The following is a 24,801-nucleotide window of genomic DNA, read 5'->3' as shown; positions in this document are numbered from 1 at the left end:
CAATGGGTCAGAAAGTACATCCTAATGGTATTCGTCTAGGCATCGTTAAGCCTTGGAATGCTACATGGTTTGCTAATACCAAAGATTTCGCTGACAACCTAGACGGCGACTTCAAGGTACGTCAATACCTCACTAAGGAATTGGCAAAAGCGTCTCTATCACGCATCGTTATCGAGCGTCCTGCTAAGAGTATTCGTGTGACTATTCACACTGCTCGTCCAGGCGTGGTTATCGGTAAGAAAGGTGAAGACGTTGAGAAGCTACGCGCAGCAGTAGCGAAGATTGCAGGCGTACCAGCTCAGATCAATATTTCTGAAGTACGTAAACCTGAGCTAGACGGCCAGCTAGTGGCTGATAGCATCGCGTCTCAACTAGAGCGTCGTGTTATGTTCCGTCGTGCTATGAAGCGCGCGGTACAAAACGCTATGCGTCTAGGCGCTAAAGGTATCAAAGTGGAAGTAAGTGGCCGTTTAGGCGGCGCTGAAATTGCACGTTCTGAGTGGTATCGTGAAGGCCGTGTGCCTCTACATACACTACGTGCTGACATTGATTACGCAACTTCTTCGGCTCACACTACCTATGGTGTGATTGGTGTTAAAGTCTGGATCTTCAAAGGTGAAATCCTAGGCGGTATGCCAGCTGCTAACGCAGTAGAGCCAAAGGCTGACAAGCCTAAGAAGCAGCGCAAAGGCCGTAAGTAAGGAGTCGACAGATGCTACAACCTAAACGTACCAAGTTCCGTAAGGTTCATACAGGTCGTAACCGTGGTCTAGCAAAAGGTACTGAAGTAAGCTTCGGCACCTTTGGTTTGAAAGCTGTAGGCCGTGGTCGTCTAACTGCTCGTCAAATCGAAGCGGCACGTCGTGCTATGACACGTCACATTAAGCGTCAAGGTAAAATCTGGATCCGTGTGTTCCCAGACAAACCAATCACAGAAAAACCACTTGAAGTTCGTCAAGGTAAGGGTAAAGGTAACGTTGAGTACTGGGTAGCCCAAATCCAACCTGGCAAGGTGATGTACGAAGTTGATGGTGTACCTGAAGAATTGGCTCGTGAAGCGTTCCGCCTAGCGGCACGTAAACTGCCATTCAAGACTACATTTGTAACTAAGCAGGTGATGTGATGAAAGCACAAGATCTACGCGAGAAAAACGTTGAAGAGCTTAATGCAGAGCTACTAGGTTTGTTGAAAGAGCAGTTCAACTTGCGCATGCAAGCAGCGACTGGTCAACTACAGCAAACTCATACTCTGAAAGCTGTCCGTCGTGATATCGCACGTGTGAAAACTGTTTTGACTGAGAAGGCAGGCGCATAATGAGCGATAAAATTCGTACCCAACAAGGTCGTGTTATCAGTGACAAGATGGACAAATCTATCGTTGTTGCTATCGAACGTTTCGTGAAGCACCCAATTTACGGTAAATTCGTTCGTCGCACGACTAAAGTACACGCACATGATGAAAACAACGAGTGTGGCGCAGGCGATACCGTTGAAATCCGTGAGTGTCGTCCACTGTCTAAGACTAAGTCTTGGACTTTGGTAAAAGTAGTAGAAAAAGCGAAAATTTAATTGAGCTTTTAATGCGAATACAGCGGCCCCGATTATTTTTGGGGCCGCTTGTTTTTTGACTACCCAATCACAAAAAAGGGTGGTACAATTCGCGTCCCTTTAAAGAGGCAGCCCGACCCGAGATGGGTCTAGTTTTTTTAATATTTAGCGGAGCACTAACATGATCCAAATGCAAAGTATGCTGGACGCAGCTGATAACTCAGGCGCTCGCAGCGTAATGTGTATTAAGGTTCTGGGTGGCTCTCACCGTCGTTACGCCCATGTTGGCGACATCATCAAAGTTACTGTGAAAGAAGCAATTCCTCGCGGTAAAGTGAAAAAAGGTGATGTATTGAAGGCGGTGGTAGTTCGCACCCGTAAAGGCGTACGTCGTCCAGACGGTTCTGTCATTCGCTTCGACCGTAATGCTTGCGTATTGCTAAACAACAATACCGAGCAACCAATCGGTACACGTATCTTTGGTCCAGTGACTCGTGAGCTTCGTAACGCGAAATTCATGAAGATTGTGTCACTAGCACCTGAAGTTCTGTAAGGAGCGGCAAAAAATGGCAGCTAAAATCCGTCGTAATGACGAAGTGATCGTTCTTGCTGGGAAAGACAAAGGCAAGAAAGGTAAAGTAACTAAGGTTCTAACAACTGGTAAAGTTATCGTTGAAGGTATCAATCTAGTTAAGAAACATCAAAAGCCAGTTCCTGCGCTTGGTATCCAAGGTGGTATCGTAGAGCAAGAAGCAGCGATTGATGCATCTAACATTGCTATCTTTAATGCAGCAACCGGTAAAGCGGACCGTATCGGTTTCCGTTTCGAAGATGGTAAGAAAGTTCGTTTCTTTAAGTCTAACAACGAAATCGTTTCTAACTAATAGAGTAATTTGGAGTTCTACTATGGCGAAACTGCATGATTACTACAAGTCGTCTGTAGTCGCTGAACTGGCCAAACAGTTCGGTTACACAAGCGTCATGCAAGTCCCTAGAATTGAGAAAATCACCCTCAATATGGGCGTTGGTGAAGCAATCAACGATAAGAAACTACTAGAAAACGCAGCTTCTGATATGGCGACCATCTCTGGTCAAAAGCCACTTATCACTAAAGCGCGCAAATCTGTAGCTGGTTTCAAAATCCGTGAAGGCTACCCAATTGGTTGTAAAGTAACCTTGCGTGGCGAGCGCATGTGGGATTTCTTAGAGCGTTTGATTTTTATCGCTCTACCACGTGTACGAGATTTCCGTGGTGTTAGCGCTAAGTCTTTTGACGGACGCGGTAACTACAGCATGGGCGTTCGCGAGCAAATCATCTTTCCGGAAATCGACTACGATAAAGTCGATCGTGTACGCGGTCTTGATATCACTATCACGACGTCTGCTGGTACCGATGAGGAAGGCCGTGCTCTGCTGGCTGCCTTTAACTTCCCATTCCGTAAGTAAGGTGAAGGGTTACTGTTATGGCTAAACAATCAATGAAAGCACGTGAAGTAAAACGTGCAAAGCTAGTAGTTCAGTACGCAGAAAAGCGTGCAACACTTAAAGCTATCATCAGCGATGTAAACGCATCTGAAGAAGATCGTTGGAATGCAGTTCTTAAATTGCAATCACTTCCACGTGATTCGAGTGCATCACGTAAGCGCAACCGTTGCAACCAAACTGGTCGTCCACACGGTTTCCTACGTAAATTCGGTCTGAGCCGTATTAAAGTTCGTGAAGCTTGCATGAAAGGCGAGATTCCTGGACTTCGTAAGGCCAGCTGGTAATTGCCACTTAATCATTTGGAGTAAAGTTTATGAGCATGCAAGATCCGATTTCGGATATGCTGACCCGTATTCGTAACGGTCAGGCAGCAAACAAAGTTGCTGTTAAAATGCCTTCTTCAAAGCTTAAAGTTGCAATTGCTGCACTACTTAAAGCTGAAGGTTATATCGCAGACTTCGCTGTTGAAGGCGAAGCAAAACCTGAGCTAGAAGTTACTCTTAAGTACTTCCAAGCTAAACCAGTAATCGAGCAAATCAAGCGCGTGTCTCGTCCAGGTCTTCGTGTTTATAAGAAGAAAGACGAACTACCATCAGTGATGGGCGGTCTTGGTGTTGCTGTTGTTTCCACTTCCAAGGGTCTGATGTCAGATCGCGCTGCTCGTAAAGCAGGTCTTGGCGGTGAAATCATTTGCTACGTAGCTTAATAAATAGGAGTAGAACATGTCTCGTGTTGCTAAAGCACCTGTCGCTATTCCAGCTGGCGTAGAGGTGAAACTAAACGGCCAAGAGATCACGGTTAAAGGTCCTAAAGGTGAGCTATCTCGTGTAGTTCATACTGGCGTCGTGATCGCACAGGAAGAAAACAACCTAACGTTCGGTCCTCGTGAGGGAATCGCAAACGCTTGGGCTCAAGCAGGTACTGCTCGTGCACTAGTGAACAATATGGTTGTTGGTGTTACTGAAGGCTTTACTAAGAAGCTCGTTCTTAAGGGTGTAGGTTACCGTGCTGCTATGAAAGGCAACGCTGTAGGTCTAACTCTAGGCTTCTCTCACCCTGTTGAGCACGAGTTGCCAGCGGGTGTTAAAGCCGAATGTCCAAGCCAAACTGAAATTGTCCTAACTGGTTGTGATAAGCAAGAAGTTGGTCAAGTTGCGGCTGACATTCGTTCTTACCGCGCGCCTGAGCCTTATAAAGGTAAAGGTATTCGTTACGCAGATGAAAATGTGCGTACTAAAGAAGCTAAGAAGAAGTAAGGTAACACTATGGATAAGAAAGCATCTCGCATCCGTCGTGCTACACGCGCACGTCGTAAGATTGCAGAACTGGGTGCAACTCGCCTAGTAGTACACCGTACTCCTCGTCACGTGTACGCTCAAGTGATTGCAGCTAATGGCTCTGAGGTTATCGCCGCAGCTTCTACTGTAGAAAAAGCGATCCGTGAGCAAGTGAAGAATACTGGTAACATCGATGCAGCAAAAGCAGTAGGTAAAACTGTTGCTGAGCGTGCGCTTGAAAAAGGCGTATCGTCAGTTGCGTTTGATCGTTCTGGTTTCCAATACCACGGTCGAGTAGCCGCGCTAGCAGAATCTGCTCGCGAAGCTGGTCTGAAATTCTAAGGTAGGGTTGGAAGATGGCTAAAGAACAACAAGTTCAAGCGAATGATTTGCAAGAAAAATTAATCGCAGTTAACCGTGTTTCTAAAACGGTTAAAGGTGGTCGAATCATGAGCTTCACTGCACTAACAGTAGTTGGTGACGGTAATGGTCGTGTAGGTTTCGGTTACGGCAAAGCACGTGAAGTACCTGCAGCGATTCAAAAAGCAATGGAAAAAGCGCGTCGTAACATGTTTACTATCGCACTTAACGAAGGCACTCTTCACCATCCAGTGAAAGGTCGCCACTCGGGCTCTAAAGTTTACATGCAGCCAGCTGCAGAAGGTACAGGTGTTATCGCCGGTGGTGCGATGCGTGCTGTACTTGAAGTTGCCGGCGTACATAACGTTCTATCTAAAGCATACGGTTCTACGAACCCTATCAACATCGTTCGTGCTACGATCGACGCTCTAGTAGATGTTAAGTCACCAGAAATGGTTGCAGCTAAACGTGGTCTAACTGTTGAAGCGATTTCGGAGTAAGAACACATGGCAACTATTAAAGTAACTCAAACTAAAAGCTCAATTGGTCGCCTACCAAAGCATAAAGCTACTTTGCGCGGTTTAGGTCTTCGTAAAATCAACCATACAGTAGAACTTGAAGATACTCCGTGTGTACGCGGTATGATCAACAAGGTTTACTACATGGTTAAAGTTGAGGAGTAATCAGAATGCATTTGAATACTCTATCGCCGGCTGAGGGTTCTAAGCCTTCTAAGAAGCGTTTAGGTCGCGGTATCGGTTCTGGCCTTGGTAAAACTGGTGGCCGTGGTCACAAAGGTCAAAAGTCACGTTCTGGCGGCGGTGTTCGTCCAGGTTTTGAAGGCGGTCAAATGCCTCTGAAACAACGTCTACCTAAGTTTGGTTTCACTTCTCGTAAGAGTCTTGTGACTGCTGAAATTCGTCTAGCTGAGCTAGCGAAAGTAACAGGTGACATTGTTGATCTAAACAGCTTGAAAGCAGCGAACCTTGTAACGAAGAATATTGAATTCGTTAAAATCGTTCTTTCTGGTGAGATCAACAAAGCAGTGACTGTTAAAGGTCTGCGCGTGACTAAAGGCGCTAAAGCTGCAATCGAAGCTGCAGGCGGTAAAATCGAGGAATAATCTCGAGGATTGAGGTACAGATGGCTAAGAAACCAGGACAAGATTTTCGTAGTGCTCAGAGCGGCTTAGGTGAGTTGAAGTCGCGCTTATTATTCGTAATTGGTGCACTTTTAGTATTCCGAGCGGGCTCTTTTGTGCCGATTCCTGGTATTGACGCTGCTGTACTTGCCGATTTGTTCGAACAGCAAAAAGGTACCATCATAGAGATGTTTAACATGTTCTCTGGTGGTGCTCTTGAGCGTGCATCTATATTAGCACTGGGCATCATGCCGTATATTTCGGCATCAATTGTTGTCCAGTTGCTAACTGTAGTTCATCCAGCGTTAGCCGAGCTCAAAAAAGAGGGTGAAGCAGGCCGTCGTAAGATAAGCCAATATACGCGCTACGGCACGCTTGTACTTGCAACATTCCAAGCTATAGGTATTGCAACAGGCTTACCAAACATGGTCAACAATCTGGTTGTTATCGACCAAACCATGTTTACCCTGATTGCGACCGTAAGTTTAGTAACCGGTACCATGTTCTTGATGTGGTTAGGTGAACAAATTACAGAGCGAGGGATTGGGAATGGTATCTCCATTCTTATATTTGCAGGTATTGTTGCTGGATTGCCTTCGGCAATAGGACATACTATCGAGCAAGCGCGTCAAGGTGAACTGCATGTGCTTCTTTTGTTGTTGATTGCGGTATTAGCTTTTGCTGTGATTTACTTTGTTGTTTTCATGGAGCGTGGTCAGCGTCGTATCGTTGTCAACTACGCAAAGCGTCAACAAGGTCGTAAAGTTTTTGCAGCGCAAAGTACTCACTTGCCATTAAAGATAAATATGGCTGGTGTTATACCTGCAATTTTTGCATCAAGCATTATTTTGTTCCCAGGAACACTCGCTCAGTGGTTTGGTCAAAATGGTGAGAGCCAATGGTTCGGCTGGTTAACAGACGTTTCATTAGCGCTTAGCCCTGGTCAGCCATTGTATGTAATGCTTTATGCTGCAGCGATTATTTTCTTCTGTTTCTTTTATACAGCGTTGGTTTTCAACCCACGTGAAACAGCAGATAACCTGAAGAAGTCAGGTGCATTCGTACCCGGTATCCGCCCAGGCGAACAGACAGCAAGATACATTGATAAAGTAATGACTCGTTTAACCCTAGCTGGTGCGTTATACATTACCTTTATCTGTCTGATCCCTGAGTTCATGATGGTCGCGTGGAACGTACGTTTCTACTTCGGCGGTACATCATTACTGATTGTAGTAGTGGTTATTATGGACTTTATGGCACAGGTACAGACTCATTTGATGTCAAATCAATATGACTCTGTGTTGAAAAAGGCAAATTTAAAAGGCTATGGCCGTTAATACGGTCGCCATTTAAGTTAGATTTACGGAGTTTAGCAATGAAAGTTCGTGCTTCCGTTAAAAAAATCTGCCGTAACTGTAAAGTTATCAAGCGTAACGGTGTCGTTCGCGTGATTTGCAGTGAGCCAAAGCACAAGCAGCGCCAAGGCTAATAAGCAGAAATTTTTACTTGAAAATTAAAGGGTGGTCGAGTATATTTCTCGGCCTACCTTTTGCGTGCAAAAGAAGTAGTATCCCGCAGCGTATCCTCGACGGGCTTTGCTGCGGATAATTCTTTTATAGAAAGTACTAGGAGTGAATAGTGGCCCGTATAGCAGGCATTAACATTCCTGATCAAAAGCATGCTGTGATCGCATTAACTGCAATCTACGGCATCGGTAAAACCCGTTCAAAAGCTATCCTAGCTGACGTGGGTATTGCTGAAAGTGTTAAGATCAGTGAACTAACTGAAGAGCAGATCGATCAACTGCGTGATGGTGTAGCTAAATACACTGTAGAGGGTGATCTTCGTCGTGAAGTTTCCATGAACATCAAGCGTCTTATGGACCTTGGTTGCTATCGTGGTCTTCGTCATCGTCGCAGTCTACCACTACGTGGACAGCGTACTAAAACCAACGCTCGCACCCGTAAGGGTCCGCGTAAGCCGATCAAGAAATAATCGGGAAGGGTAGAGTACAATGGCTAAACAACCAACTCGCGCACGTAAGCGTGTACGCAAGCAAGTTGCTGATGGCGTAGCGCATATCCACGCATCTTTCAACAACACAATCGTAACCATCACTGACCGTCAAGGTAACGCACTAGCTTGGGCTACTGCTGGTGGTTCAGGTTTCCGCGGTTCTCGTAAATCAACACCGTTTGCTGCACAGGTTGCTGCTGAACGTTGTGCTGAAATGGCTAAAGAATATGGCCTAAAGAACCTAGAGGTTATGGTTAAGGGTCCAGGTCCAGGTCGTGAATCTACAGTTCGCGCACTGAATGCTGCTGGTTTCCGTATCACAAACATCGTTGATGCGACACCAATCCCTCATAACGGTTGTCGTCCACCTAAGAAACGTCGCGTTTAACGTTTCTGGGAACATTGGAGAAAGATCATGGCAAGATATTTGGGTCCTAAGCTGAAGCTTAGCCGCCGCGAAGGTACTGACTTGTTCCTTAAGTCAGGCGTTCGTGCGATTGATACCAAGTGTAAAATTGATAACGCACCAGGTGTACACGGCGCTCGTCGCGGTCGTCTATCTGAGTATGGCGTTCAGCTTCGTGAGAAGCAAAAAGTTCGTCGTATCTATGGCGTTCTAGAAAAACAATTCCGTAACTACTACAAAGAAGCTGCGCGCCTAAAAGGCAACACGGGTGAAAACCTACTTCAGCTTCTTGAAGGCCGTTTGGACAACGTAGTTTACCGTATGGGTTTTGGTGCAACTCGCGCTGAAGCACGTCAATTGGTTAGCCATAAAGCTATCCTAGTAAACGGTAGCGTTGTAAACGTACCTTCTTTCAATGTTGCGGCTAACGACGTTGTTGCAATCCGTGAGAAAGCGAAAAAGCAATCTCGCATTAAAGCAGCTCTAGAAGTTGCAGAACAACGCGAAAAACCAACTTGGATTGAAGTAGATGCAAGCCAGATGGAAGGTACATTCAAGCGTTTGCCTGAACGTTCAGACCTATCTGCTGACATCAACGAACAATTGATCGTCGAGCTTTACTCTAAGTAAGGTTTAAACTAAAGAGAGGACACAATGCAGGGTTCTGTAACAGAATTTCTTAAGCCACGTCTTGTTGATATCGAACAGGTCAGCACGACACACGCAAAAGTAACTCTTGAGCCATTAGAGCGTGGTTTCGGCCATACTCTTGGTAATGCACTTCGCCGAATTCTTTTATCATCTATGCCGGGTTGTGCCGTAACAGAGGTAGAAATTGAAGGCGTACTTCATGAGTACAGTACCAAAGAAGGTGTACAGGAAGATATCCTTGAGATTCTTCTTAATCTGAAAGGACTGGCTGTTCGCTTAGGCGAAAACAAAGATGAAGTGTTCATTACATTAAACAAATCAGGCTCGGGCCCTGTGGTTGCAGGTGACATCACCCATGATGGTGATGTAGAGATCGTAAACCCTGAACACGTTATTTGTCATCTGACTGATGACAATGCTGAGATCGCTATGCGCATCAAAGTAGAACGTGGACGTGGTTATGTTCCTGCTTCTGCTCGTATTCATACTGAAGAAGATGAACGTCCAATCGGTCGTTTGCTTGTCGATGCAACATTCAGCCCAGTAGACAAAATTGCCTACTCTGTTGATGCTGCTCGTGTTGAGCAACGTACTGACTTAGACAAGCTCGTCATCGATATGGAAACGAACGGTACTCTAGAACCTGAGGAAGCTATCCGCCGTGCAGCAACAATTCTTGCTGAACAGTTGGATGCGTTCGTAGATCTTCGTGATGTACGCGTTCCTGAGGAGAAGGAAGAGAAGCCAGAATTCGATCCGATCCTACTGCGTCCTGTAGACGATCTTGAACTAACAGTTCGCTCTGCTAACTGTTTGAAAGCAGAAGCGATTCACTACATCGGTGATCTAGTACAGCGCACTGAGGTTGAGCTACTGAAAACGCCTAACCTTGGTAAGAAATCTCTTACTGAGATTAAAGACGTGCTTGCATCACGTGGCCTTTCTCTGGGTATGCGCCTAGAAAACTGGCCGCCAGCGTCAATCGCTGAAGATTAATCGATATTAGTTAGAAGGATTTGGTCATGCGCCATCGTAAGAGTGGTCGTCAACTCAACCGCAACAGCAGTCATCGCAAAGCGATGTTCAGCAACATGGCTAGCTCTTTAGTACGTCATGAAGTTATCAAGACTACTTTGCCAAAAGCGAAAGAGCTGCGTCGCGTCGTTGAGCCTTTGATTACACTAGCTAAGACTGACAGTGTTGCTAACCGTCGTCTTGCATTTGCACGTACTCGTGATAACGAAGTTGTTGCAAAACTATTTAACGAATTAGGTCCACGTTTTGCTGCACGTCAAGGTGGCTACACTCGTATTCTTAAGTGTGGTTTCCGTGCTGGCGATAAAGCTCCAATGGCTTACATTGAGCTTGTTGACCGCCCAGAAGTAGCTGTTGAAGCTGCTGCGGAGTAATCAGTTCGCGAATAAAAGGCCGAGCATTAGCTCGGCTTTTTTATTGCATTGTGATTAATAATTAATCGATAGATCTACTTACCATACAAGACAATTTTATTCTTTTATTTCTTGGCTGTTTTGCCTTTTATTCCGTGATCGACATTCTTATCTTTATTGCCACATACTTTGCAACGCACCAACTAAACTGCTTCCAGCCCCCTGACTTGTTAAATATTGAATAATAATTGGTGTAAATTGTGCGATCATATTGGCATCCAAACCTAATTGATTGAAGACATTCGTTACGTCTTTAAGATGAGTCATCGCTGATGGTGAAACGTTGGTTGTTGATAAGCCTAATTGAGTCAGTTGCCCAAGGTTAGGGATCACGGTGTTAAGTTCAGTTTGATTCTGCTGTGGTAATTGATTATTAGCGAGAGCTAATAATGCTGCAACTCCTCCTCCCGCTTGTTGATCTGAGATTGGGAGTTGATTTTTTACTTGGTTAATCAGTGTGGTATGTTGCTTGGTTTCCAATAAGCCACTACCAACTAATGTTGCTAGACCTTGATTTGACTGTTCACCAAGTTTGAGGAAGGCCATGCTGGGTGCGCTACTAAGTAACGTTGAGAGCAGTAATGTATTAAGTAAAGTGTGGTTCATAATGCGATTGGTCCCTAAATCATTATTGATGTCAACTTATGACCATCAATGGATGCTACATTTTTAAACAGTGTAGCAAATGCACGATGAATGATTTACCCCTGATGACTAATCTCAGAAAATTCGTATAAAAAAAGCGGTGCATTGCACCGCTTAACAATAGCGTATTAATGATGATTAAAGAATATCAAGCAATTCTACTTCAAACACGAGTGCGGCAAAGGGTGGAATTGCTGCGCCAGCGCCGCGTTCACCATAAGCGAGATCGTGTGGAATATACAGTTTCCACTTCGATCCCACTGGCATCAACTGTAATGCTTCTACCCAGCCTTTGATAACACCAGTCACTGGGAATTCAGCAGGTTGGCCACGAGAAACAGAGCTATCGAAAACGGTACCATCCGTCAGTTCACCATGATAATGGACACGGACAGATTTATCAGAAGTTGGAATTTCACCAGAACCTTGAGTGATCACTTCATACTGTAAGCCTGAGTCAAGCACGGTAACTTCTGAGCGTAGAGCGTTATCTTTAAGGAATGTTTCACCTTCTGCAGCGGCAACTTTAGCGGCAGCTTGCATCGCCTCTTCAGCGCGCATATGCATGGCTTGTAAGGCTTGGTTAATTTCATCGATTTCGATTGCTGGCATATCACCGACAAGCGCTGTCGCGATACCTGCAGCAATCGCATCCACATTTAGCCCTTCAAGACCACTTCCCGCTAGTTGCTGGCCCATTTGTAGACCAATGCCGTAGCTGGCTTTTTGTTCTACAGTTTCAAATTTTACGTCAGACATACACGTCACTCTTTGTCACAAAAATAAAGCCCACAGAATACCAGCTTCAGCGCTATGATGAAATGTTTGGCGAGCATTCATGTTATAAAGGTGCCAAGGTGTGATTCAGATCGAGACTTCGAGCTTTAATCTTCAAGATTGTGTCAACCTTTGGTTGAAGCAGGGTCATGCTCTATACTCTTAGAGCATGAATTTTTATACTGTACCAAGTCAATGAAGGGCGGATAAAAATGAATCGTCGACACAGAAAAAAGCAACAAACATCTTCTTCTCTGAAGCAGATGGCACGGCAATTTTTGCAGCAGTGGGCGGCTATTGATTGGCGATCTTATGCTAAGCGGCTTACTCAGCATCCTATCTGGCAGAGTATAAAAGCATTTTGGGCACAGCTCCCTGTTTATCATCAACGAGCGTTAATGGTTTTGATTCCTTTATTTGTCTTGTTGTTGATTTACCCTTTCTCATCTAAAGAAGATGCTCCAACTCGTGTTTCTGCGCCAGCGAGCACTCGAGTATCCATTCCGGTGAATACCCAAGGGCTAAGTGAGCAACGTGTCGAACAAGCCACAACGGTCACAACTCTGGCTGCTCCTCAGGAAAAGATTTGGCAAGAATATATCGTTAAACAAGGTGATACCTTGTCGCAAGTGTTTAGAAGCAATCAGTTACCCTTAGCTGATCTCAACGCATTAGTGAGGATTGAAGGTAGTGATAAGCCCTTGAGTCAAATACAGCAAGGGCAACGAATCCGTTTTAAGCTGGCCGCAGATGGGCAACTGGATATTTTGCAGTTAGAACGTAATAATCAATCAGTAATGTTTTTCCGACTATCGGATGGTGGTTTCGGACGCAGCCAGTAATTAGGAGCGATAAACACGCTATTTTTCTAACCGCATATCAATATGAGGAATACCATCTTCTAAGTAGACGGCCGAGGTCGGTTGAAAGCCATATCCTTGATAAAAACTCGCCAAATAATGTTGTGCGCCGATTTCTATGTCCTTATCTGGCCATTGATGTTGGCACTCGGCCAATGCTTGTTCTAGTAATTGACGTCCGAGGCCGTTACCCCTAGCTTGCTGTTGAGTGGCGACTCGGCCAATGCTGACTGAAGGATAACTGATTCCAGGAGCCAGCAGTCTCGCATAAGCAATCAAGGACTGATCTTGATAGCCTAATAAATGCCATACGCCAGGTTGAACGTCTTTACTATCGAGCTCTGGGTAAGCGCAGGCTTGTTCGACGACAAATACATCCACTCGTAGTTTGAGTAATTCATACAGTTGGTGAGTGGTTAAACCTGTAAAGGGAAGGCATTGCCAAGTGATCATCGTAATTTTCCTTTAAAAATGAAAAGATGACTGTAGCAAGCTTAAGAATAGGATTCATTAACAAAGGTTAAAGTTGACGAAGAATTTCACCTCTATCTCCTCCCTAATTGAAGCTGCAGGGAGGGGAGGTCGCCAATGACAGAGTCTGTCTATGCTCATGGGGATGAATTCACTTACTGCCTACCTGCAACTCCAAGTTGTTTGGGTACCGATCATTAAATATTCACTAGCCACACGAAGTTAAATAACGATAATGGACGTTTAATTTCGTCTAACCAAAGGACACCCCTTGAGTAATTGTGCATTTTCGACCGTACCACTAAAGCCTGAACTGCTTTCTAACCTTGATACTTTGGGATATACCCAAATGACTCCCATTCAAGCATTAAGCCTACCTACCATTTTAGCGGGCAAGGATGTTATCGGCCAAGGAAAGACAGGCTCAGGGAAAACGGCCGCTTTTGGATTAGGTGTTTTATCCAATCTTGATGTCAAACGCTTTCGCGTGCAAGCGCTCGTGCTCTGTCCTACTCGTGAGCTGGCTGACCAAGTAGCGACGGAAATCCGCACTTTAGGTCGCGCCATCCACAATATTAAAATTCTTACTTTATGTGGCGGTATGCCGATGGGGCCGCAAATCGGTTCATTAGAGCATGGCGCGCATATTTTGGTTGGTACACCAGGGCGTATTTTGGATCATCTTGAAAAAGGACGGATTGATCTTTCCGAGCTGAATACTTTAGTACTCGATGAAGCAGACCGAATGTTAGAGATGGGTTTTCAAGATGCGTTAGATGCGATTATTGCTCAAGCGCCAACAGTCAGACAAACCTTACTATTCAGTGCCACTTTTCCTGCTCAAATCAAGCAGGTGGCTGAGCGGATCATGCGTAATCCAGAAATGGTTAAAGTAGAATCCACCCACGCTTCAACGACGATTCAACAGTACTTTTATAAACTGGAAGGTGCGGAGGCGCGTGATAATGCCTTAGCCCAGTTGCTATTACATCATCAACCAGAATCAGCGGTGGTATTTTGTAATACCAAAAGGGAAGTGACCCATGTTGCCGAGCAGTTAAAGCATAAAGGCTTCAGCGTGATTGAGCTGCACGGTGATTTAGAGCAGCGCGATCGTGACCAAGCCTTGGTGCAGTTTGCTAATAAAAGTATCTCGATTTTGGTCGCTACCGACGTTGCTGCTCGTGGGCTGGATGTGGATAACTTAGATGCGGTGTTTAACTTTGAGTTGTCCCGTGACCCTGAAGTGCACGTTCATCGTATAGGCCGTACGGGGCGCGCTGGCAGTCAAGGACTAGTGATCAGTTTCTTTAGCGACAATGAGATGCATCGCGTAGCGATGATAGATGAATATATGGATATGCCCATTGAGCCTGCTCAATTGCCAAATATGAGTGGGCAGAACACTACGCCTTATCAAGCCAAGATGGTAACGATCCAGATCGATGGTGGTAAAAAACAAAAAGTTCGTCCGGGTGATATTTTAGGTGCTTTAACCAGTGATGATGGGATTGATGGCCAGTTCGTTGGTAAGATTAATGTTCTGCCAATGCGTGCTTACGTTGCTGTGCATAAATCGGTGGCTAAGCGAGCGCTGAAGAAAATGGAAACCGGCAAAATGAAAGGCCGTCAATTTCGTGCTCGTTTATTGAAATAAAACCAACCCGGCGCCATGTTGTGATAAAGCCAGCGTTTGTTCGCTGGCTTTTGATTTTCTTAGCTACTCAAAGTGCTAAATCATCATACTCATGCAGCTAATCATTCGATGCATGAGTCAACAATGAAAAACTTATTGAGTCAGGTCAATGCGATAAATGGCAAAGCCGAGTGAGTCGTTAGCCACTTTTTGCATGGGATACTGGCCTTTGGCCTCAATAAATTGTGCCGCTTTTTCACTAGGCGAGGTTTCAAAACGCACATCTAAGCGAGCATCGGTTTTGATAGGCGCAAATGACCAGTTGTTGTCAGCACTAGGGGTAACATGGCCTTGTTCTGCGCTAATGCGAGAAATATAGCTTGCTACCACGGTGCGGTTTTCATCTGGCGAATCAAAGGCAACAAACTCACTGCCCGTACCAGCAAATTTATTGCTGTAAGCACGATAGTTGTTGGTCGCGACTAAAAACGTTTGTTTAAGATCCAGTGGTTGACCTTGATAAGTCAAGCCAACTATACGTTCAGCCTCTTTGTTGATAAGTTTACAGTCACCGTCGTATTTCGCCGGTTGTGTGACATCAATTTGATAATTGACGCCATCGATGACATCAAAATTATAAGTACGGAAACCCTGCCAATTAATTAGGCTTTGCGGGGCCTCACTCTGTGGATCAATTTGGTTAAACTGGCCTGCGCTGCATTCCAACCACTCTTTGACCTCCTTACCGGTCATTTTCAGTGCCACCAGTGTATTAGGATAAAGATACAGATCGGCGGCATTACGGAAGGTCAGTTGTCCAGCTTCGACTTCAGTAAAGCCATTAGGATCATCTTTACGACCTCCGACTTTAAAAGGGGCAGCTGCTGATAAAACGGGTAATCCTGCCAGATTAGCGTCGCCTTGAATAAATTGCTCGACATAGTCTTTTTGGGCTAAGTTAACAATCTGCACCGTTGGGTCGTCTTGCACTAGGGCTAAGAAACTGTACATCACATCATCGGCTTTACCGATAGGTTGATTAACAAATTCTCGCGTTGCTTGATGGTCTTTGGCTAAGGCTTTGACGATGTTTTTATCTGCTGAAACCAGTGCTTGTTGAGTTTTACGATCGAAAATTGGCCGAGCTTCTGCGCGTCCATTGACCACTTGCCATTGGCCATTTTCATTTTTTAAGGTTAAATCCATCACGCCGACATGGCTGCCCCAACGACCGGGCATCACCGCAGGAATGCCATTGATGGTACCTTGACTGATATCTGCACCCGGTAAGTTCGCGTAGTCGGCACTTGGGAATACCGCGTGTGAGTGTCCAAAGGCGATGGCATCAATGCCTTTGACTTGAGTGAGATAATACACCGAATTTTCTGCCCCAGCTTGATAAGGATCGGTCGAGATCCCTGAATGAGGGATCGCAATGATCACCTCTGCACCTTGCTTTTTCATCTGGGGGATGAGCGTTTCTGCGGTTTGCTTAATGTCTTTGGCAAACACTTTGCCTGCAAGATTTTTCTTATCCCAGACCATGATTTGCGGAGGGACAAAGCCAATGTAACCAACCTTGACAATCTGCTCTTGGCCATTTTGATCGATAAAAGTATGAGGCTTAATCAAATAGGGTTGGAAATAGTGCTCGCCTGTGTATTGATCAAATACATTGGCATTAATGTAAGGAAAGTCCGCTCCTTTAATCGCCTGCTGGAGAAAATCTAAACCGTAATTAAACTCATGGTTACCAATATTACCCACATCGTAGCCGAGTTGATTCATTGCTTTATAAGCCGGGTGAATCTCGCCTGGAGTGATGCCTTTTGCCGCCATATAGTCACCCATAGGGCTACCTTGCAATAAATCACCATTATCCACCAGAACAGAGTTGGTGACTTCTTGCTGAGCTTGTTTAACTAAGCTTGCTGCACGAGCCAATCCCAATTGTTTCGATGGCATATCTTTGTAGTAATCATAATCCATCAAGTTGGTATGAATATCGGTGGTTTCAATGATTCTCAGTTGGAGTGTTTCCGCCATTGCTGGCCCCGCCATGCTTAAAAGACCCGCTAACACAGCGATGGCTAAGGAGTGATGTTTTGAGTGCATAGGTCATTTCCTGTTGATTATCGGGATTGCTTGTTTGGCTTTCCTCGTTAGCAATAGCGGTGAATGTAACAAATTGTGATGCAATGTGTCGGACTGAACATCACAAAGTGTGAGTTATTCAGAAGCTTTTGCTATTGCAAAGCAAGGCTGACGATTGCTTATCAGCTTTTAGTATAAAAAATGAAATTTTAGAATTTCGAGCAATAACATCTACCACTCATAATAAAGCCATCAATTTGAGTTAAGGATAACAACGATGGCGGGTTTACAAAGCGTTACGACGAAAAAAGCGCATCAAGCAACGCTAGTAGCATTAGATGGAGGGGGAATTTCGAACTCCTATACCCGCTTATCGCGTAGCCAATTACGCACCGGAGAAGTCGCATTAGTTGGTGCTGGTCCTGGCGATCCTGAATTGCTGACGGTTAAAGCACTCAACTATCTACAACAAGCGGATGTTGTGCTCTATGACTATTTAGTTTCAGAAGACATTATGGCGTTGATCCCCAGCAAAACGATTTTGGTCTGTGTGGGTAAACGTGCCGGTCATCATAGTGTTCCGCAAGAAAAAACTAATCAACTGCTGGTGGATTTTGCCCAATTGGGGCATCGCGTGGTGAGGATAAAAGGCGGTGATCCTTTTATGTTTGGCCGTGGTGGGGAAGAGCTGGAAGTGTTAGCGGATGCTGGCATTCCATTTCAAGTGATCCCTGGCATTACTGCTGCGGCTGGAGCGACGGCGTACGCTGGTATTCCATTAACTCACCGTGATTATGCGCAGTCGGCTTTATTTATCACCGGACATTTAAAAAACGACACTATTGATGAGATGGAGTGGCCGACCTTAGCGCGTGGTCATCAAACCTTAGTTATTTATATGGGGTTGATGAACGCCACGATGATCACTCAGCAACTCCTCTTACATGGACGCCATGCCTCGACGCCAATTGCGATAATTGAGCGAGGTACTCAGCAAGCCCAAAAAGTATTTCGAGGCGTTTTGCAAGATTTACCCCAATTAGCGACTCAAGCGCAATCACCGGCCTTAATTGTGATTGGTGAGGTGGTCGCGTTAGCCGATAAATTGGCTTGGTTTGGCGAGCAAACTGAGCGTCCCACCCACTACCACTATGCCTAATTGATTATTTTACTCTTGCCATTTTCTTGTTCGAGATAATGACAAGGCAGCGAAAAGGAAACCGACAGAATGGATCCACAACGTTTAACCCATTTACAGCAACTTGAAGCGGAGAGTATTCATATTCTTCGTGAGGTGGCGGCAGAATTTGCGAACCCAGTGATGATGTACTCGATAGGTAAAGACTCCTCCGTGATGTTGCATCTGGCTCGCAAAGCGTTTTATCCGGGAAAAATTCCTTTTCCTTTACTGCATGTGGATACGGATTGGAAATTTCGCGAGATGATCGAGTTTCGTGATGCGGCAGCTGAAAAGTATGGTTTTGAACTTTTGGTACATAAAAACCCAGAAGGATTGGCGATGGGGATTAATCCCTTTGTGCATGGCTCCTCAAAACACACCGATATCATGAAAACCCAAGGATTGAAACAAGCTCTCAATCACTATGGGTTTGATGCCGCTTTTGGTGGTGCGCGTCGTGATGAAGAAAAATCTCGAGCCAAAGAGCGGGTCTATTCGTTTCGTGATCAAAACCATACGTGGGATCCGAAAAACCAACGTCCAGAGCTATGGAAAACCTATAACGGACAAATTAATAAAGGGGAAAGCATTCGCGTATTCCCTTTATCGAACTGGACGGAATTGGATATTTGGCAATACATCTATCTAGAAAATATCGATATTGTGCCGCTGTATTTGGCTGATATTCGCCCAGTGGTTGAACGAGATGGCATGTTGATTATGGTCGATGATCAGCGGATGCCATTACAACCGGGTGAAGAGGTTCAATACAAGCGAGTTCGGTTCCGAACTCTCGGCTGCTACCCCCTGACCGGAGCCGTAGAATCTGAAGCCGATACGTTGACCGGGATTATTGAAGAGATGTTGGTGGCAACGTCCAGTGAGCGACAGGGGCGGGCGATCGATCACGATCAGTCTGGATCGATGGAACTGAAAAAACGCCAAGGTTATTTCTAAGGATTTGAGGAAAGAAAATGAACAGTGCAGTGCATGCTCAACTTGCTGAGCTGGGTATTGAAGGATACCTCAACCAACATCAACATAAATCATTATTACGCTTTCTAACCTGTGGATCGGTTGATGATGGAAAAAGTACGTTAATTGGTCGTCTGTTGCATGATTCTAAACAGATCTATGAAGATCAGTTAGCTGCCGTTCATTCTGATAGCCAGCGCGTAGGCACCACCGGTGAACGGCCTGATCTCGCACTATTGGTCGATGGCTTACAAGCTGAACGTGAACAAGGCATTACGATTGACGTTGCTTATCGTTATTTTTCCACTCAGAAGCGCAAATTTATTATTGCCGATACACCAGGGCATGAGCAGTACACGCGTAACATGGCCACTGGAGCATCGACTTGCGATTTGGCCATTATCCTGATCGATGCACGCAAAGGCGTATTAGATCAAACCCGTCGCCATTCGTTTATTGCCCATTTATTGGGGATCAAACACTTCATTGTTGCGATCAATAAGATGGATTTGGTGGATTACTCCCAAGCTCGATTTGACGAAATTTGCCAGCAATACGCTGATTTCTCGAAAAATCTTGCCCAAGACATCGCTATTGATTTAATTCCAATCTCTGCGTTGGAAGGTGATAATGTCGTCGAGAAGAGCCAATTCATGCCTTGGTATCGTGGTGAGTCTTTGCTCGAACAGTTGGAAAATGTGCAGATTAAGCCACCGAGTATCAATGCTGATTTTCGTTTTCCCGTTCAGTATGTGAATCGTCCTCATTTAGATTTTCGTGGTTTTGCTGGTACGGTTGCCGCGGGCACAATTCATGTTGGTGATAAGGTCAAAGTGTTACCGTCTGGGAAAACCTCTGCGATTACGCGGATTGTTACCTTTGATGGAGATTTAAGCCATGCCAATGCAGGACAAGCGGTGACCTTAACTCTACAAGATGAGATCGATATCAGTCGCGGCGATCTATTAGTGTTGGCCGATGCGAACGTTTCGCTAACCTCGCAACTCGTCGCGGATGTGGTATGGATGGCGGAGCAGCCACTACAACCCGAGCGTGAATACGATATTAAAATTGCGGGTAAAAAAACTCTGGGTCGAGTAACCCACATTAAATATCAGTACGATATTAATCAGCTCAGTACCTTTCAAACTGAACAGCTACCGCTTAATGGCATTGCCCGTTGTCAATGGCGCTTTACCCATCAACTAGCAGTAGATACCTATCAAGATTGTGCGGATACTGGTGGTTTTATTATCATTGACCGTTTGACTAACGTCACGGTCGGAGCGGGTTTGATTCGTGAGCCATTGCAAGCGTTAGACGCCCCAGTTACCAGTAGATTGTCGGCTTTTGAGTTGGAATTTAATGCATTAGTCAGAAAACATTTCCCCCATTGGGAGGCGAAAGATATCAGCCAATTTAAGGGGCAATAATGCACACTATCGATAATGTTACTAAACCGACGATCGTCTGGCATGAGCACAGTGTTGATAAGACTCATCGAGCACGATTAAAGCACCAGAGCCCAGCCGTTCTGTGGTTTACTGGGTTATCTGGATCCGGAAAGTCAACCATTGCGGGAGCTTTGGAGCAACGTCTTGTTGAGCTTGGTTACCATACCTATTTGTTGGATGGCGATAATGTGCGTCATGGACTGTGTGCCGATTTAGGTTTTTCTGAGCAGGATCGCCGAGAAAATATTCGCCGTATTGGTGAGCTTGCCAAGTTAATGGCCGATGCAGGATTGATTGTTTTAACGGCTTTTATTTCGCCGCACCGTGCTGAAAGGCAACGAGTACGAGCATTAATGCCCGAAGGCGAATTTTTGGAAGTGTTTGTGAACACTCAATTAGCCGTGTGTGAGCAGCGTGATCCAAAAGGGTTGTATAAAAAAGCGCGAGCGGGTGAACTGACTCAGTTTACTGGGATTGATTCGGTGTACGAAGCTCCGTTGGAAGCTGAGATTGATTTACCCGCAGGTGAAGAGCCTGTTGAGGTATTGGTTGAGCGCTGTATTGTTGCGTTACAGCAACGAGGGATTATTCGTTAAAGCGATACGACTTTGCTATTGCTTATTCAAAGCCATTCATTTTGTGAGTGGCTTTTTTATGAGTGCAGGTTTATACCGTGTGATGAATGGTACCGCTCGCGTCACTATGAACAATAAACTTTTGCCCTAATAGAGCGATCAGTTGATCGTAATAACTACTATTGGGTTTATTGCCTAATAGTCGGCAGAGTTCATTGCCTGTGGGGGTAAAGCGATAGTACAGCAAATGTACCCCTTTGGCGGTCACGTTTAACGTGAGCTGTTTACCTTGATAGCTCAGGGTGAGGGGGGGATCAAACTCGATTGCTCCTGATTCTAATTCTGTGGCATGCAGTAAGCCAAGTTCGATTAATACCAGTAAGCTGGAGTAAGGTAATTGGTGGCTACCAATATTTAATGTTGAGGTAATATTGCGTTTACCTAAACTAAAAATACTGTTTTGTACTTTAAGACCAAACAGTAATTTCAAGCTCGGATCGCTGCCAAAGCTGCAACTGAGACCGGCGGCACGCTGTAAAATTTGCGCTTCTTTGGGAGTCATGTTTTGCAAAATACTCAGTGCTTTCATCGAAGTAAACCCTGGGTTGGTCACTTCACGTTTCAGAACTTGAGCCCACAGACGCTGCATGGATGAGTTATGAATATCTTGCGCCATATCGAAGAAACGGTATAGCCAGTCTTGATCAGGATCGCCCGCCGTTTCGTTATGACAAGAAAGGTGCGCCAGACGCACGATCTGTTCAAGGTTTTTTTGTCGTTGCTCTTTTCTCTCTCGTTCACGTTTTAGCGCTCTGTCTAACGTCGTTTTTTGCGGTTTTTCATCGAGCAGTAAAGCATCTACCCCATGTTGCTGAGCAATGGATGAGATACGACTCGCGCTATCTTTTAGATAACTGGATTTTTTCTCTGTATTGGAATGGGTTGTGGTTGGATGCTCAATCACAACCGAGGATTTCAGCTCAGCCATGGGTTACCAAATTTTACCATTGAATCATATTCTAAAATGTACCGTGGATTGGCGAAGGTAACCAGTGAAACTCTTGGTGATAGCGCACAAATTTGCGCTATCATAAATGATAATAACTTGTTAAAATTGTTATCAGAGGACTTGGGGGACGCAATGAAGTACGATAAAGAAAATCGCTGGTTTAAGCACCTATCGACCACTTTACTGTTTTTGATCTATTTGGGATTACTAAGTTATTTAGCCAAATACATGATGTAACCAGTAAAGCGGTCTTCAATTAGCAATTATTTAACAACCTGTTACATGTCATCGTAATCTTCGATCGCGGTTCCCTCAATCAGATAGGCGGTTTCCGCCAATTCCGCACTGACCACTTCGGTTTTCAATGTTCCTATCACATACACCACATCCCATAGCTGTTGAATGGGAGCTCCTTGAGGGTATTTGACATAAATGATCTGATTCGGTGGCGGTGGTGGGACATGAATACAAGCCCCAAAGTAAGGAACCAGTAAAAACTCGGTAATGGAGTTTTCGTCTCCCTCAAGAGGAATGACAAAGCCTGGGATTTTTACCTGACTGCCATTGAGCTCACTGCGTACACTACCCACTTTTATTTGCTGAGCGGGTAAATCGAGGTTGTGATCGATCATCGGCATGCCCATCGCGTTAAATTGGTTGCGCTCATTTTCCGGAATGAGATCAATCCAGTCTAATTGCAGTGGTTCACTATTGGCGTAGACGTTAAAGCTCATCGCCGTAAGTAGTGGCACCAATAAGCTCAGTAACCATTTATACATCTTATTGTTTCTCCTAGAGTCGTATCGTCATACCATCACTGAGTGATTGACGGTAGGCACGCAGCGCAGGAATAAAGCCTATCATGGTGCCAGCCGCTTGCACATAGCCAAGCAGTTGCCACTCATAATGAGTCAGGGCTTGGAGTTGTAGTTGAATACCATATTGACTCGCTACGATAGGGGAGGCGATAGCGAGAACAAGGTATAGGCCAATGAGACCAGTGACAATGCCTAACAAAGTTAAAACACTCGCTTCGCTTATCAATAAAGCAAATACGTGTTTGGGTTGAGCGCCCATCGCCCGCAAAATTGACATTTCTCGACGGCGTTCTTGTAGGCTAGTGAGTAAACTACTCAACATGCCGAGTAATCCAGCTATGACGACAAAAATCGAAACGGTCATTAACGCTTGCTCTGCTACGGACATCATTCCCCACAGTTCATGCAGTGCTACGCCGGGTAGAATGGCACTCAATGGTTCCGCTCGGTATTGATTAATTTGTCTTTGGAGTGCAAAGGTTTGAATTTTTGAATGTAAACCGAGTAGCATTGCCGTGATTTGCTGTGGTTCAAATTCACGCTGCTTTAACTCTTCTTTGCTTGGGGTATTACCTAAATTTGCCCCAGACTCCCAGCCAACATGGATTGCTTCAATCGCTTCCAGTGAAACGTGGACGGTTTTATCTACCGGCGTGCCGGTTGGCGCTAAAATGCCGACGACAGTAAAAGGCAGATTATCGTGCCGACTGAAGCCGACATCGCTGATGCCATGAGCGATAATGATCTCACTGCCTAAGTGATAACCGAGTTGTTTGGCGACGTCGGCACCGAGCACGGTCTCAAATAAGCCAGAAAACTCTCTACCTTGAGCAAAAGTAAGTGGTTGCTTACTACCATAACGAAAATGTTCAAAGTAATTATGATTAGTGCCCATAACACGAAAACCACGGTGCGAATCACCTAGCGAAATAGGGATTGCCCACTTTACGGCGCGATGCTGGCTAAATTCTTGATAGCTTTTCCAATCAATATTATTGGTCGCATTACCAATACGAAACACGGAATAAAGCAGAAGGTTCACTTGTCCAGAACGGCCTCCGACAATCAGATCGGTGCCTGAAATAGTATTGGCAAAGCTGCTCTTCGCTTGAGTGCGTATGCGCTCAACCCCCATTAATAGAATGACGGAAATCGCCACAGTAAGAATGGTTAATAAAGCGGTAGTTTTACGATTCAGTAAGCTTTTCCACGCTAACTTGGTGACTACGCTCATGCCACACCTCGTGCTTGATTAATAGTAGGTAAGTACACACTTCGTTCAAAAAGTTTCTCTAAAGTTGGATCATGGCTGACAAACACTAATGTTGAGCCGACACGATTGGCTTCATCTAATAACAGTTCGATAAAGGCACTGCGGTTATCGTAATCGAGTGCGGAGGTGGGCTCATCAGCAATCAGCAGTGGTGGATCGCCAATCAATGCTCTTGCTGCGGCGACGCGTTGTTGTTGACCGATACTTAATTCCGTCACCGGCTTATTAAGCAGTGTGTCACTGAGCTTCAGTTGAGCGAGTAACTGTTTGGCTCGATCGCGGATATCTCCCGAGACGTTAGCGCGGCGATGAGCTGAAAATTGACAGGGTAGGATGACGTTATCAATCACTGACAAGTAAGGTAATAAGTTAAATTGTTGGAAAATATAACCAATATTGTCAGCGCGAAATTTATCTCGTTGGCGAGATTTGAGTTTAGCTAAATCATGACCGAGCAAGTGGACATGGCCTTGAGTGGCGGTATTAATTCCGGTCAGTAAGCTTAGTAAGGTGGATTTACCACAACCACTTGGCCCCTTTACAAAAAGATGTTGCTTGGCAAGCACACTCAAAGCATCAATATGGAGGGTTGGTTGAGGATTATTTGGCCACTGAAATTGTACATCGCTAAGGTCAATTACCGGAGTGGCGCTTGGCAGCGGTTGGCTGTTCATCACTTATCCTTATTTGATGGAAAATCGGG

General features: G+C 45.1%; 33 protein-coding genes and 2 pseudogenes. 27 read left to right on the top strand and 8 right to left on the bottom strand.

Features of this window, described 5'->3' with window-relative positions:
* The first annotated feature begins 2 nt into the window (after positions 1 to 2).
* The 21 genes from rpsC (at position 3) to rplQ (ending at position 10,292) form a co-directional block, all read left to right on the top strand.
* On the top strand, positions 3 to 701 hold the full coding sequence (gene rpsC / locus AACS00_RS13375) for a 30S ribosomal protein S3 (protein ID WP_004394527.1): 699 nt from the start codon (positions 3 to 5) through the stop codon (positions 699 to 701).
* Between the two features lie 11 nt (positions 702 to 712).
* Complete coding sequence (gene rplP / locus AACS00_RS13370; RefSeq protein ID WP_004394529.1) at positions 713 to 1,123, top strand: 50S ribosomal protein L16; 411 nt, start codon at positions 713 to 715, stop codon at positions 1,121 to 1,123.
* Positions 1,123 to 1,314, top strand: a complete 192-nt coding sequence (gene rpmC, locus AACS00_RS13365) for a 50S ribosomal protein L29 (protein ID WP_072670434.1) — start codon at positions 1,123 to 1,125, stop codon at positions 1,312 to 1,314. Before rplP ends, rpmC begins: the two co-directional genes overlap by 1 nt.
* Positions 1,314 to 1,568, top strand: coding sequence for a 30S ribosomal protein S17 (rpsQ, locus tag AACS00_RS13360; protein WP_072670433.1), 255 nt, complete (start codon positions 1,314 to 1,316; stop codon positions 1,566 to 1,568). Before rpmC ends, rpsQ begins: the two co-directional genes overlap by 1 nt.
* Before the next feature lie 160 nt (positions 1,569 to 1,728).
* On the top strand, positions 1,729 to 2,100 hold the full coding sequence (gene rplN / locus AACS00_RS13355) for a 50S ribosomal protein L14 (RefSeq protein ID WP_004394532.1): 372 nt from the start codon (positions 1,729 to 1,731) through the stop codon (positions 2,098 to 2,100).
* A gap of 13 nt (positions 2,101 to 2,113) precedes the next feature.
* Complete coding sequence (gene rplX / locus AACS00_RS13350; protein WP_004394533.1) at positions 2,114 to 2,431, top strand: 50S ribosomal protein L24; 318 nt, start codon at positions 2,114 to 2,116, stop codon at positions 2,429 to 2,431.
* 22 nt (positions 2,432 to 2,453) lie between these two features.
* On the top strand, positions 2,454 to 2,993 hold the full coding sequence (gene rplE, locus AACS00_RS13345) for a 50S ribosomal protein L5 (RefSeq protein WP_004394534.1): 540 nt from the start codon (positions 2,454 to 2,456) through the stop codon (positions 2,991 to 2,993).
* A 17-nt stretch (positions 2,994 to 3,010) separates the two neighbouring features.
* A complete protein-coding gene (rpsN, locus tag AACS00_RS13340) occupies positions 3,011 to 3,316 on the top strand; it encodes a 30S ribosomal protein S14 (protein WP_004394535.1) in 306 nt (101 codons plus the stop codon).
* 29 nt (positions 3,317 to 3,345) lie between these two features.
* Positions 3,346 to 3,738, top strand: a complete 393-nt coding sequence (gene rpsH, locus AACS00_RS13335; protein WP_004394536.1) for a 30S ribosomal protein S8 — start codon at positions 3,346 to 3,348, stop codon at positions 3,736 to 3,738.
* Positions 3,739 to 3,754: 16 nt separating this feature from the next.
* Positions 3,755 to 4,288: a 50S ribosomal protein L6 gene (gene rplF / locus AACS00_RS13330; RefSeq protein WP_004394537.1), complete on the top strand. Its 534-nt coding sequence runs from the start codon at positions 3,755 to 3,757 to the stop codon at positions 4,286 to 4,288.
* A gap of 9 nt (positions 4,289 to 4,297) precedes the next feature.
* Entirely contained in the window at positions 4,298 to 4,651 is a 354-nt protein-coding gene (rplR, locus tag AACS00_RS13325) for a 50S ribosomal protein L18 (RefSeq protein ID WP_004394538.1), read from the top strand.
* A 14-nt stretch (positions 4,652 to 4,665) separates the two neighbouring features.
* Positions 4,666 to 5,169, top strand: a complete 504-nt coding sequence (gene rpsE, locus AACS00_RS13320; RefSeq protein ID WP_004394539.1) for a 30S ribosomal protein S5 — start codon at positions 4,666 to 4,668, stop codon at positions 5,167 to 5,169.
* A gap of 6 nt (positions 5,170 to 5,175) precedes the next feature.
* The gene (gene rpmD / locus AACS00_RS13315; RefSeq protein WP_000201159.1) at positions 5,176 to 5,352 is read left to right on the top strand and encodes a 50S ribosomal protein L30; all 177 of its coding nucleotides are present in this window, start codon (positions 5,176 to 5,178) and stop codon (positions 5,350 to 5,352) included.
* A gap of 5 nt (positions 5,353 to 5,357) precedes the next feature.
* A complete protein-coding gene (gene rplO, locus AACS00_RS13310; protein ID WP_072670432.1) occupies positions 5,358 to 5,792 on the top strand; it encodes a 50S ribosomal protein L15 in 435 nt (144 codons plus the stop codon).
* A 20-nt stretch (positions 5,793 to 5,812) separates the two neighbouring features.
* On the top strand, positions 5,813 to 7,147 hold the full coding sequence (gene secY, locus AACS00_RS13305; RefSeq protein WP_004394541.1) for a preprotein translocase subunit SecY: 1,335 nt from the start codon (positions 5,813 to 5,815) through the stop codon (positions 7,145 to 7,147).
* A 38-nt stretch (positions 7,148 to 7,185) separates the two neighbouring features.
* Positions 7,186 to 7,299, top strand: coding sequence for a 50S ribosomal protein L36 (gene rpmJ, locus AACS00_RS13300; RefSeq protein ID WP_000868186.1), 114 nt, complete (start codon positions 7,186 to 7,188; stop codon positions 7,297 to 7,299).
* 149 nt (positions 7,300 to 7,448) lie between these two features.
* On the top strand, positions 7,449 to 7,805 hold the full coding sequence (rpsM, locus tag AACS00_RS13295; protein WP_004394544.1) for a 30S ribosomal protein S13: 357 nt from the start codon (positions 7,449 to 7,451) through the stop codon (positions 7,803 to 7,805).
* Between the two features lie 19 nt (positions 7,806 to 7,824).
* A complete protein-coding gene (rpsK, locus tag AACS00_RS13290; RefSeq protein WP_001118870.1) occupies positions 7,825 to 8,214 on the top strand; it encodes a 30S ribosomal protein S11 in 390 nt (129 codons plus the stop codon).
* 27 nt (positions 8,215 to 8,241) lie between these two features.
* Positions 8,242 to 8,862 carry a 30S ribosomal protein S4 gene (gene rpsD / locus AACS00_RS13285; protein WP_072670431.1) on the top strand — a complete coding sequence of 207 codons (621 nt, stop codon included), beginning with the start codon at positions 8,242 to 8,244 and terminating at the stop codon, positions 8,860 to 8,862.
* A gap of 24 nt (positions 8,863 to 8,886) precedes the next feature.
* The gene (locus tag AACS00_RS13280) at positions 8,887 to 9,879 is read left to right on the top strand and encodes a DNA-directed RNA polymerase subunit alpha (RefSeq protein ID WP_004394549.1); all 993 of its coding nucleotides are present in this window, start codon (positions 8,887 to 8,889) and stop codon (positions 9,877 to 9,879) included.
* 26 nt (positions 9,880 to 9,905) lie between these two features.
* A complete protein-coding gene (rplQ, locus tag AACS00_RS13275; RefSeq protein ID WP_001216361.1) occupies positions 9,906 to 10,292 on the top strand; it encodes a 50S ribosomal protein L17 in 387 nt (128 codons plus the stop codon).
* 153 nt (positions 10,293 to 10,445) lie between these two features.
* Here the strand turns inward: rplQ and AACS00_RS13270 are convergent, their stop codons facing one another.
* Complete coding sequence (locus AACS00_RS13270; RefSeq protein ID WP_072670430.1) at positions 10,446 to 10,937, bottom strand: DUF2780 domain-containing protein; 492 nt, start codon at positions 10,935 to 10,937, stop codon at positions 10,446 to 10,448.
* A gap of 177 nt (positions 10,938 to 11,114) precedes the next feature.
* The gene (locus tag AACS00_RS13265) at positions 11,115 to 11,735 is read right to left on the bottom strand and encodes an FKBP-type peptidyl-prolyl cis-trans isomerase (protein WP_072670429.1); all 621 of its coding nucleotides are present in this window, start codon (positions 11,733 to 11,735) and stop codon (positions 11,115 to 11,117) included.
* A 230-nt stretch (positions 11,736 to 11,965) separates the two neighbouring features.
* On the opposite strand from AACS00_RS13265, the gene AACS00_RS13260 reads away from it, so the two are divergent.
* Complete coding sequence (locus AACS00_RS13260; protein WP_072670428.1) at positions 11,966 to 12,595, top strand: LysM-like peptidoglycan-binding domain-containing protein; 630 nt, start codon at positions 11,966 to 11,968, stop codon at positions 12,593 to 12,595.
* Between the two features lie 18 nt (positions 12,596 to 12,613).
* Here the strand turns inward: AACS00_RS13260 and AACS00_RS13255 are convergent, their stop codons facing one another.
* Positions 12,614 to 13,066, bottom strand: coding sequence for a GNAT family N-acetyltransferase (locus AACS00_RS13255; protein WP_072670427.1), 453 nt, complete (start codon positions 13,064 to 13,066; stop codon positions 12,614 to 12,616).
* A 289-nt stretch (positions 13,067 to 13,355) separates the two neighbouring features.
* Here AACS00_RS13255 and dbpA point away from each other — a divergent pair, with 289 nt between their 5' ends.
* Positions 13,356 to 14,741 carry an ATP-dependent RNA helicase DbpA gene (dbpA, locus tag AACS00_RS13250; protein ID WP_110167697.1) on the top strand — a complete coding sequence of 462 codons (1,386 nt, stop codon included), beginning with the start codon at positions 13,356 to 13,358 and terminating at the stop codon, positions 14,739 to 14,741.
* A 132-nt stretch (positions 14,742 to 14,873) separates the two neighbouring features.
* Here dbpA and cpdB read toward each other — a convergent pair whose 3' ends face one another.
* Positions 14,874 to 16,835, bottom strand: a complete 1,962-nt coding sequence (gene cpdB, locus AACS00_RS13245; protein WP_110167696.1) for a 2',3'-cyclic-nucleotide 2'-phosphodiesterase — start codon at positions 16,833 to 16,835, stop codon at positions 14,874 to 14,876.
* Between the two features lie 346 nt (positions 16,836 to 17,181).
* On the opposite strand from cpdB, the pseudogene cobA reads away from it, so the two are divergent.
* From cobA to cysC, 4 genes and pseudogenes are all read left to right on the top strand, one after another.
* Positions 17,182 to 17,973 (top strand): annotated as a pseudogene (cobA, locus tag AACS00_RS13240) (uroporphyrinogen-III C-methyltransferase); the annotation flags it as partial.
* A 66-nt stretch (positions 17,974 to 18,039) separates the two neighbouring features.
* Positions 18,040 to 18,951: pseudogene (gene cysD, locus AACS00_RS13235) on the top strand (sulfate adenylyltransferase subunit CysD); the annotation flags it as partial.
* A gap of 17 nt (positions 18,952 to 18,968) precedes the next feature.
* The gene (gene cysN / locus AACS00_RS13230) at positions 18,969 to 20,402 is read left to right on the top strand and encodes a sulfate adenylyltransferase subunit CysN (protein WP_072670422.1); all 1,434 of its coding nucleotides are present in this window, start codon (positions 18,969 to 18,971) and stop codon (positions 20,400 to 20,402) included.
* An 8-nt stretch (positions 20,403 to 20,410) separates the two neighbouring features.
* Entirely contained in the window at positions 20,411 to 21,019 is a 609-nt protein-coding gene (gene cysC / locus AACS00_RS13225) for an adenylyl-sulfate kinase (RefSeq protein WP_375152957.1), read from the top strand.
* A gap of 70 nt (positions 21,020 to 21,089) precedes the next feature.
* Here the strand turns inward: cysC and AACS00_RS13220 are convergent, their stop codons facing one another.
* The 4 genes from AACS00_RS13220 to AACS00_RS13205 all read right to left on the bottom strand — a co-directional run bounded on the left by AACS00_RS13220 (position 21,090) and on the right by AACS00_RS13205 (position 24,772).
* Positions 21,090 to 21,986: a TIGR03899 family protein gene (locus tag AACS00_RS13220; protein ID WP_110167695.1), complete on the bottom strand. Its 897-nt coding sequence runs from the start codon at positions 21,984 to 21,986 to the stop codon at positions 21,090 to 21,092.
* A 299-nt stretch (positions 21,987 to 22,285) separates the two neighbouring features.
* Positions 22,286 to 22,741, bottom strand: coding sequence for a DUF3299 domain-containing protein (locus AACS00_RS13215; protein WP_004394560.1), 456 nt, complete (start codon positions 22,739 to 22,741; stop codon positions 22,286 to 22,288).
* A 58-nt stretch (positions 22,742 to 22,799) separates the two neighbouring features.
* Positions 22,800 to 24,059 (bottom strand): ABC transporter permease, encoded by a 1,260-nt coding sequence (locus AACS00_RS13210; RefSeq protein ID WP_072670417.1) that lies wholly within the window; start codon positions 24,057 to 24,059, stop codon positions 22,800 to 22,802.
* A complete protein-coding gene (locus AACS00_RS13205; RefSeq protein WP_072670416.1) occupies positions 24,056 to 24,772 on the bottom strand; it encodes an ABC transporter ATP-binding protein in 717 nt (238 codons plus the stop codon). Before AACS00_RS13205 ends, AACS00_RS13210 begins: the two co-directional genes overlap by 4 nt.
* Positions 24,773 to 24,801 lie beyond the last annotated feature (29 nt).

This window comes from Vibrio sp. 11986-1-5, from assembly GCF_963878025.1.
GTDB lineage: Bacteria > Pseudomonadota > Gammaproteobacteria > Enterobacterales > Vibrionaceae > Vibrio > Vibrio injensis.
Note: the sequence above shows the minus strand (reverse complement) of the source record. Positions and strands in the feature narration are given on the sequence as shown.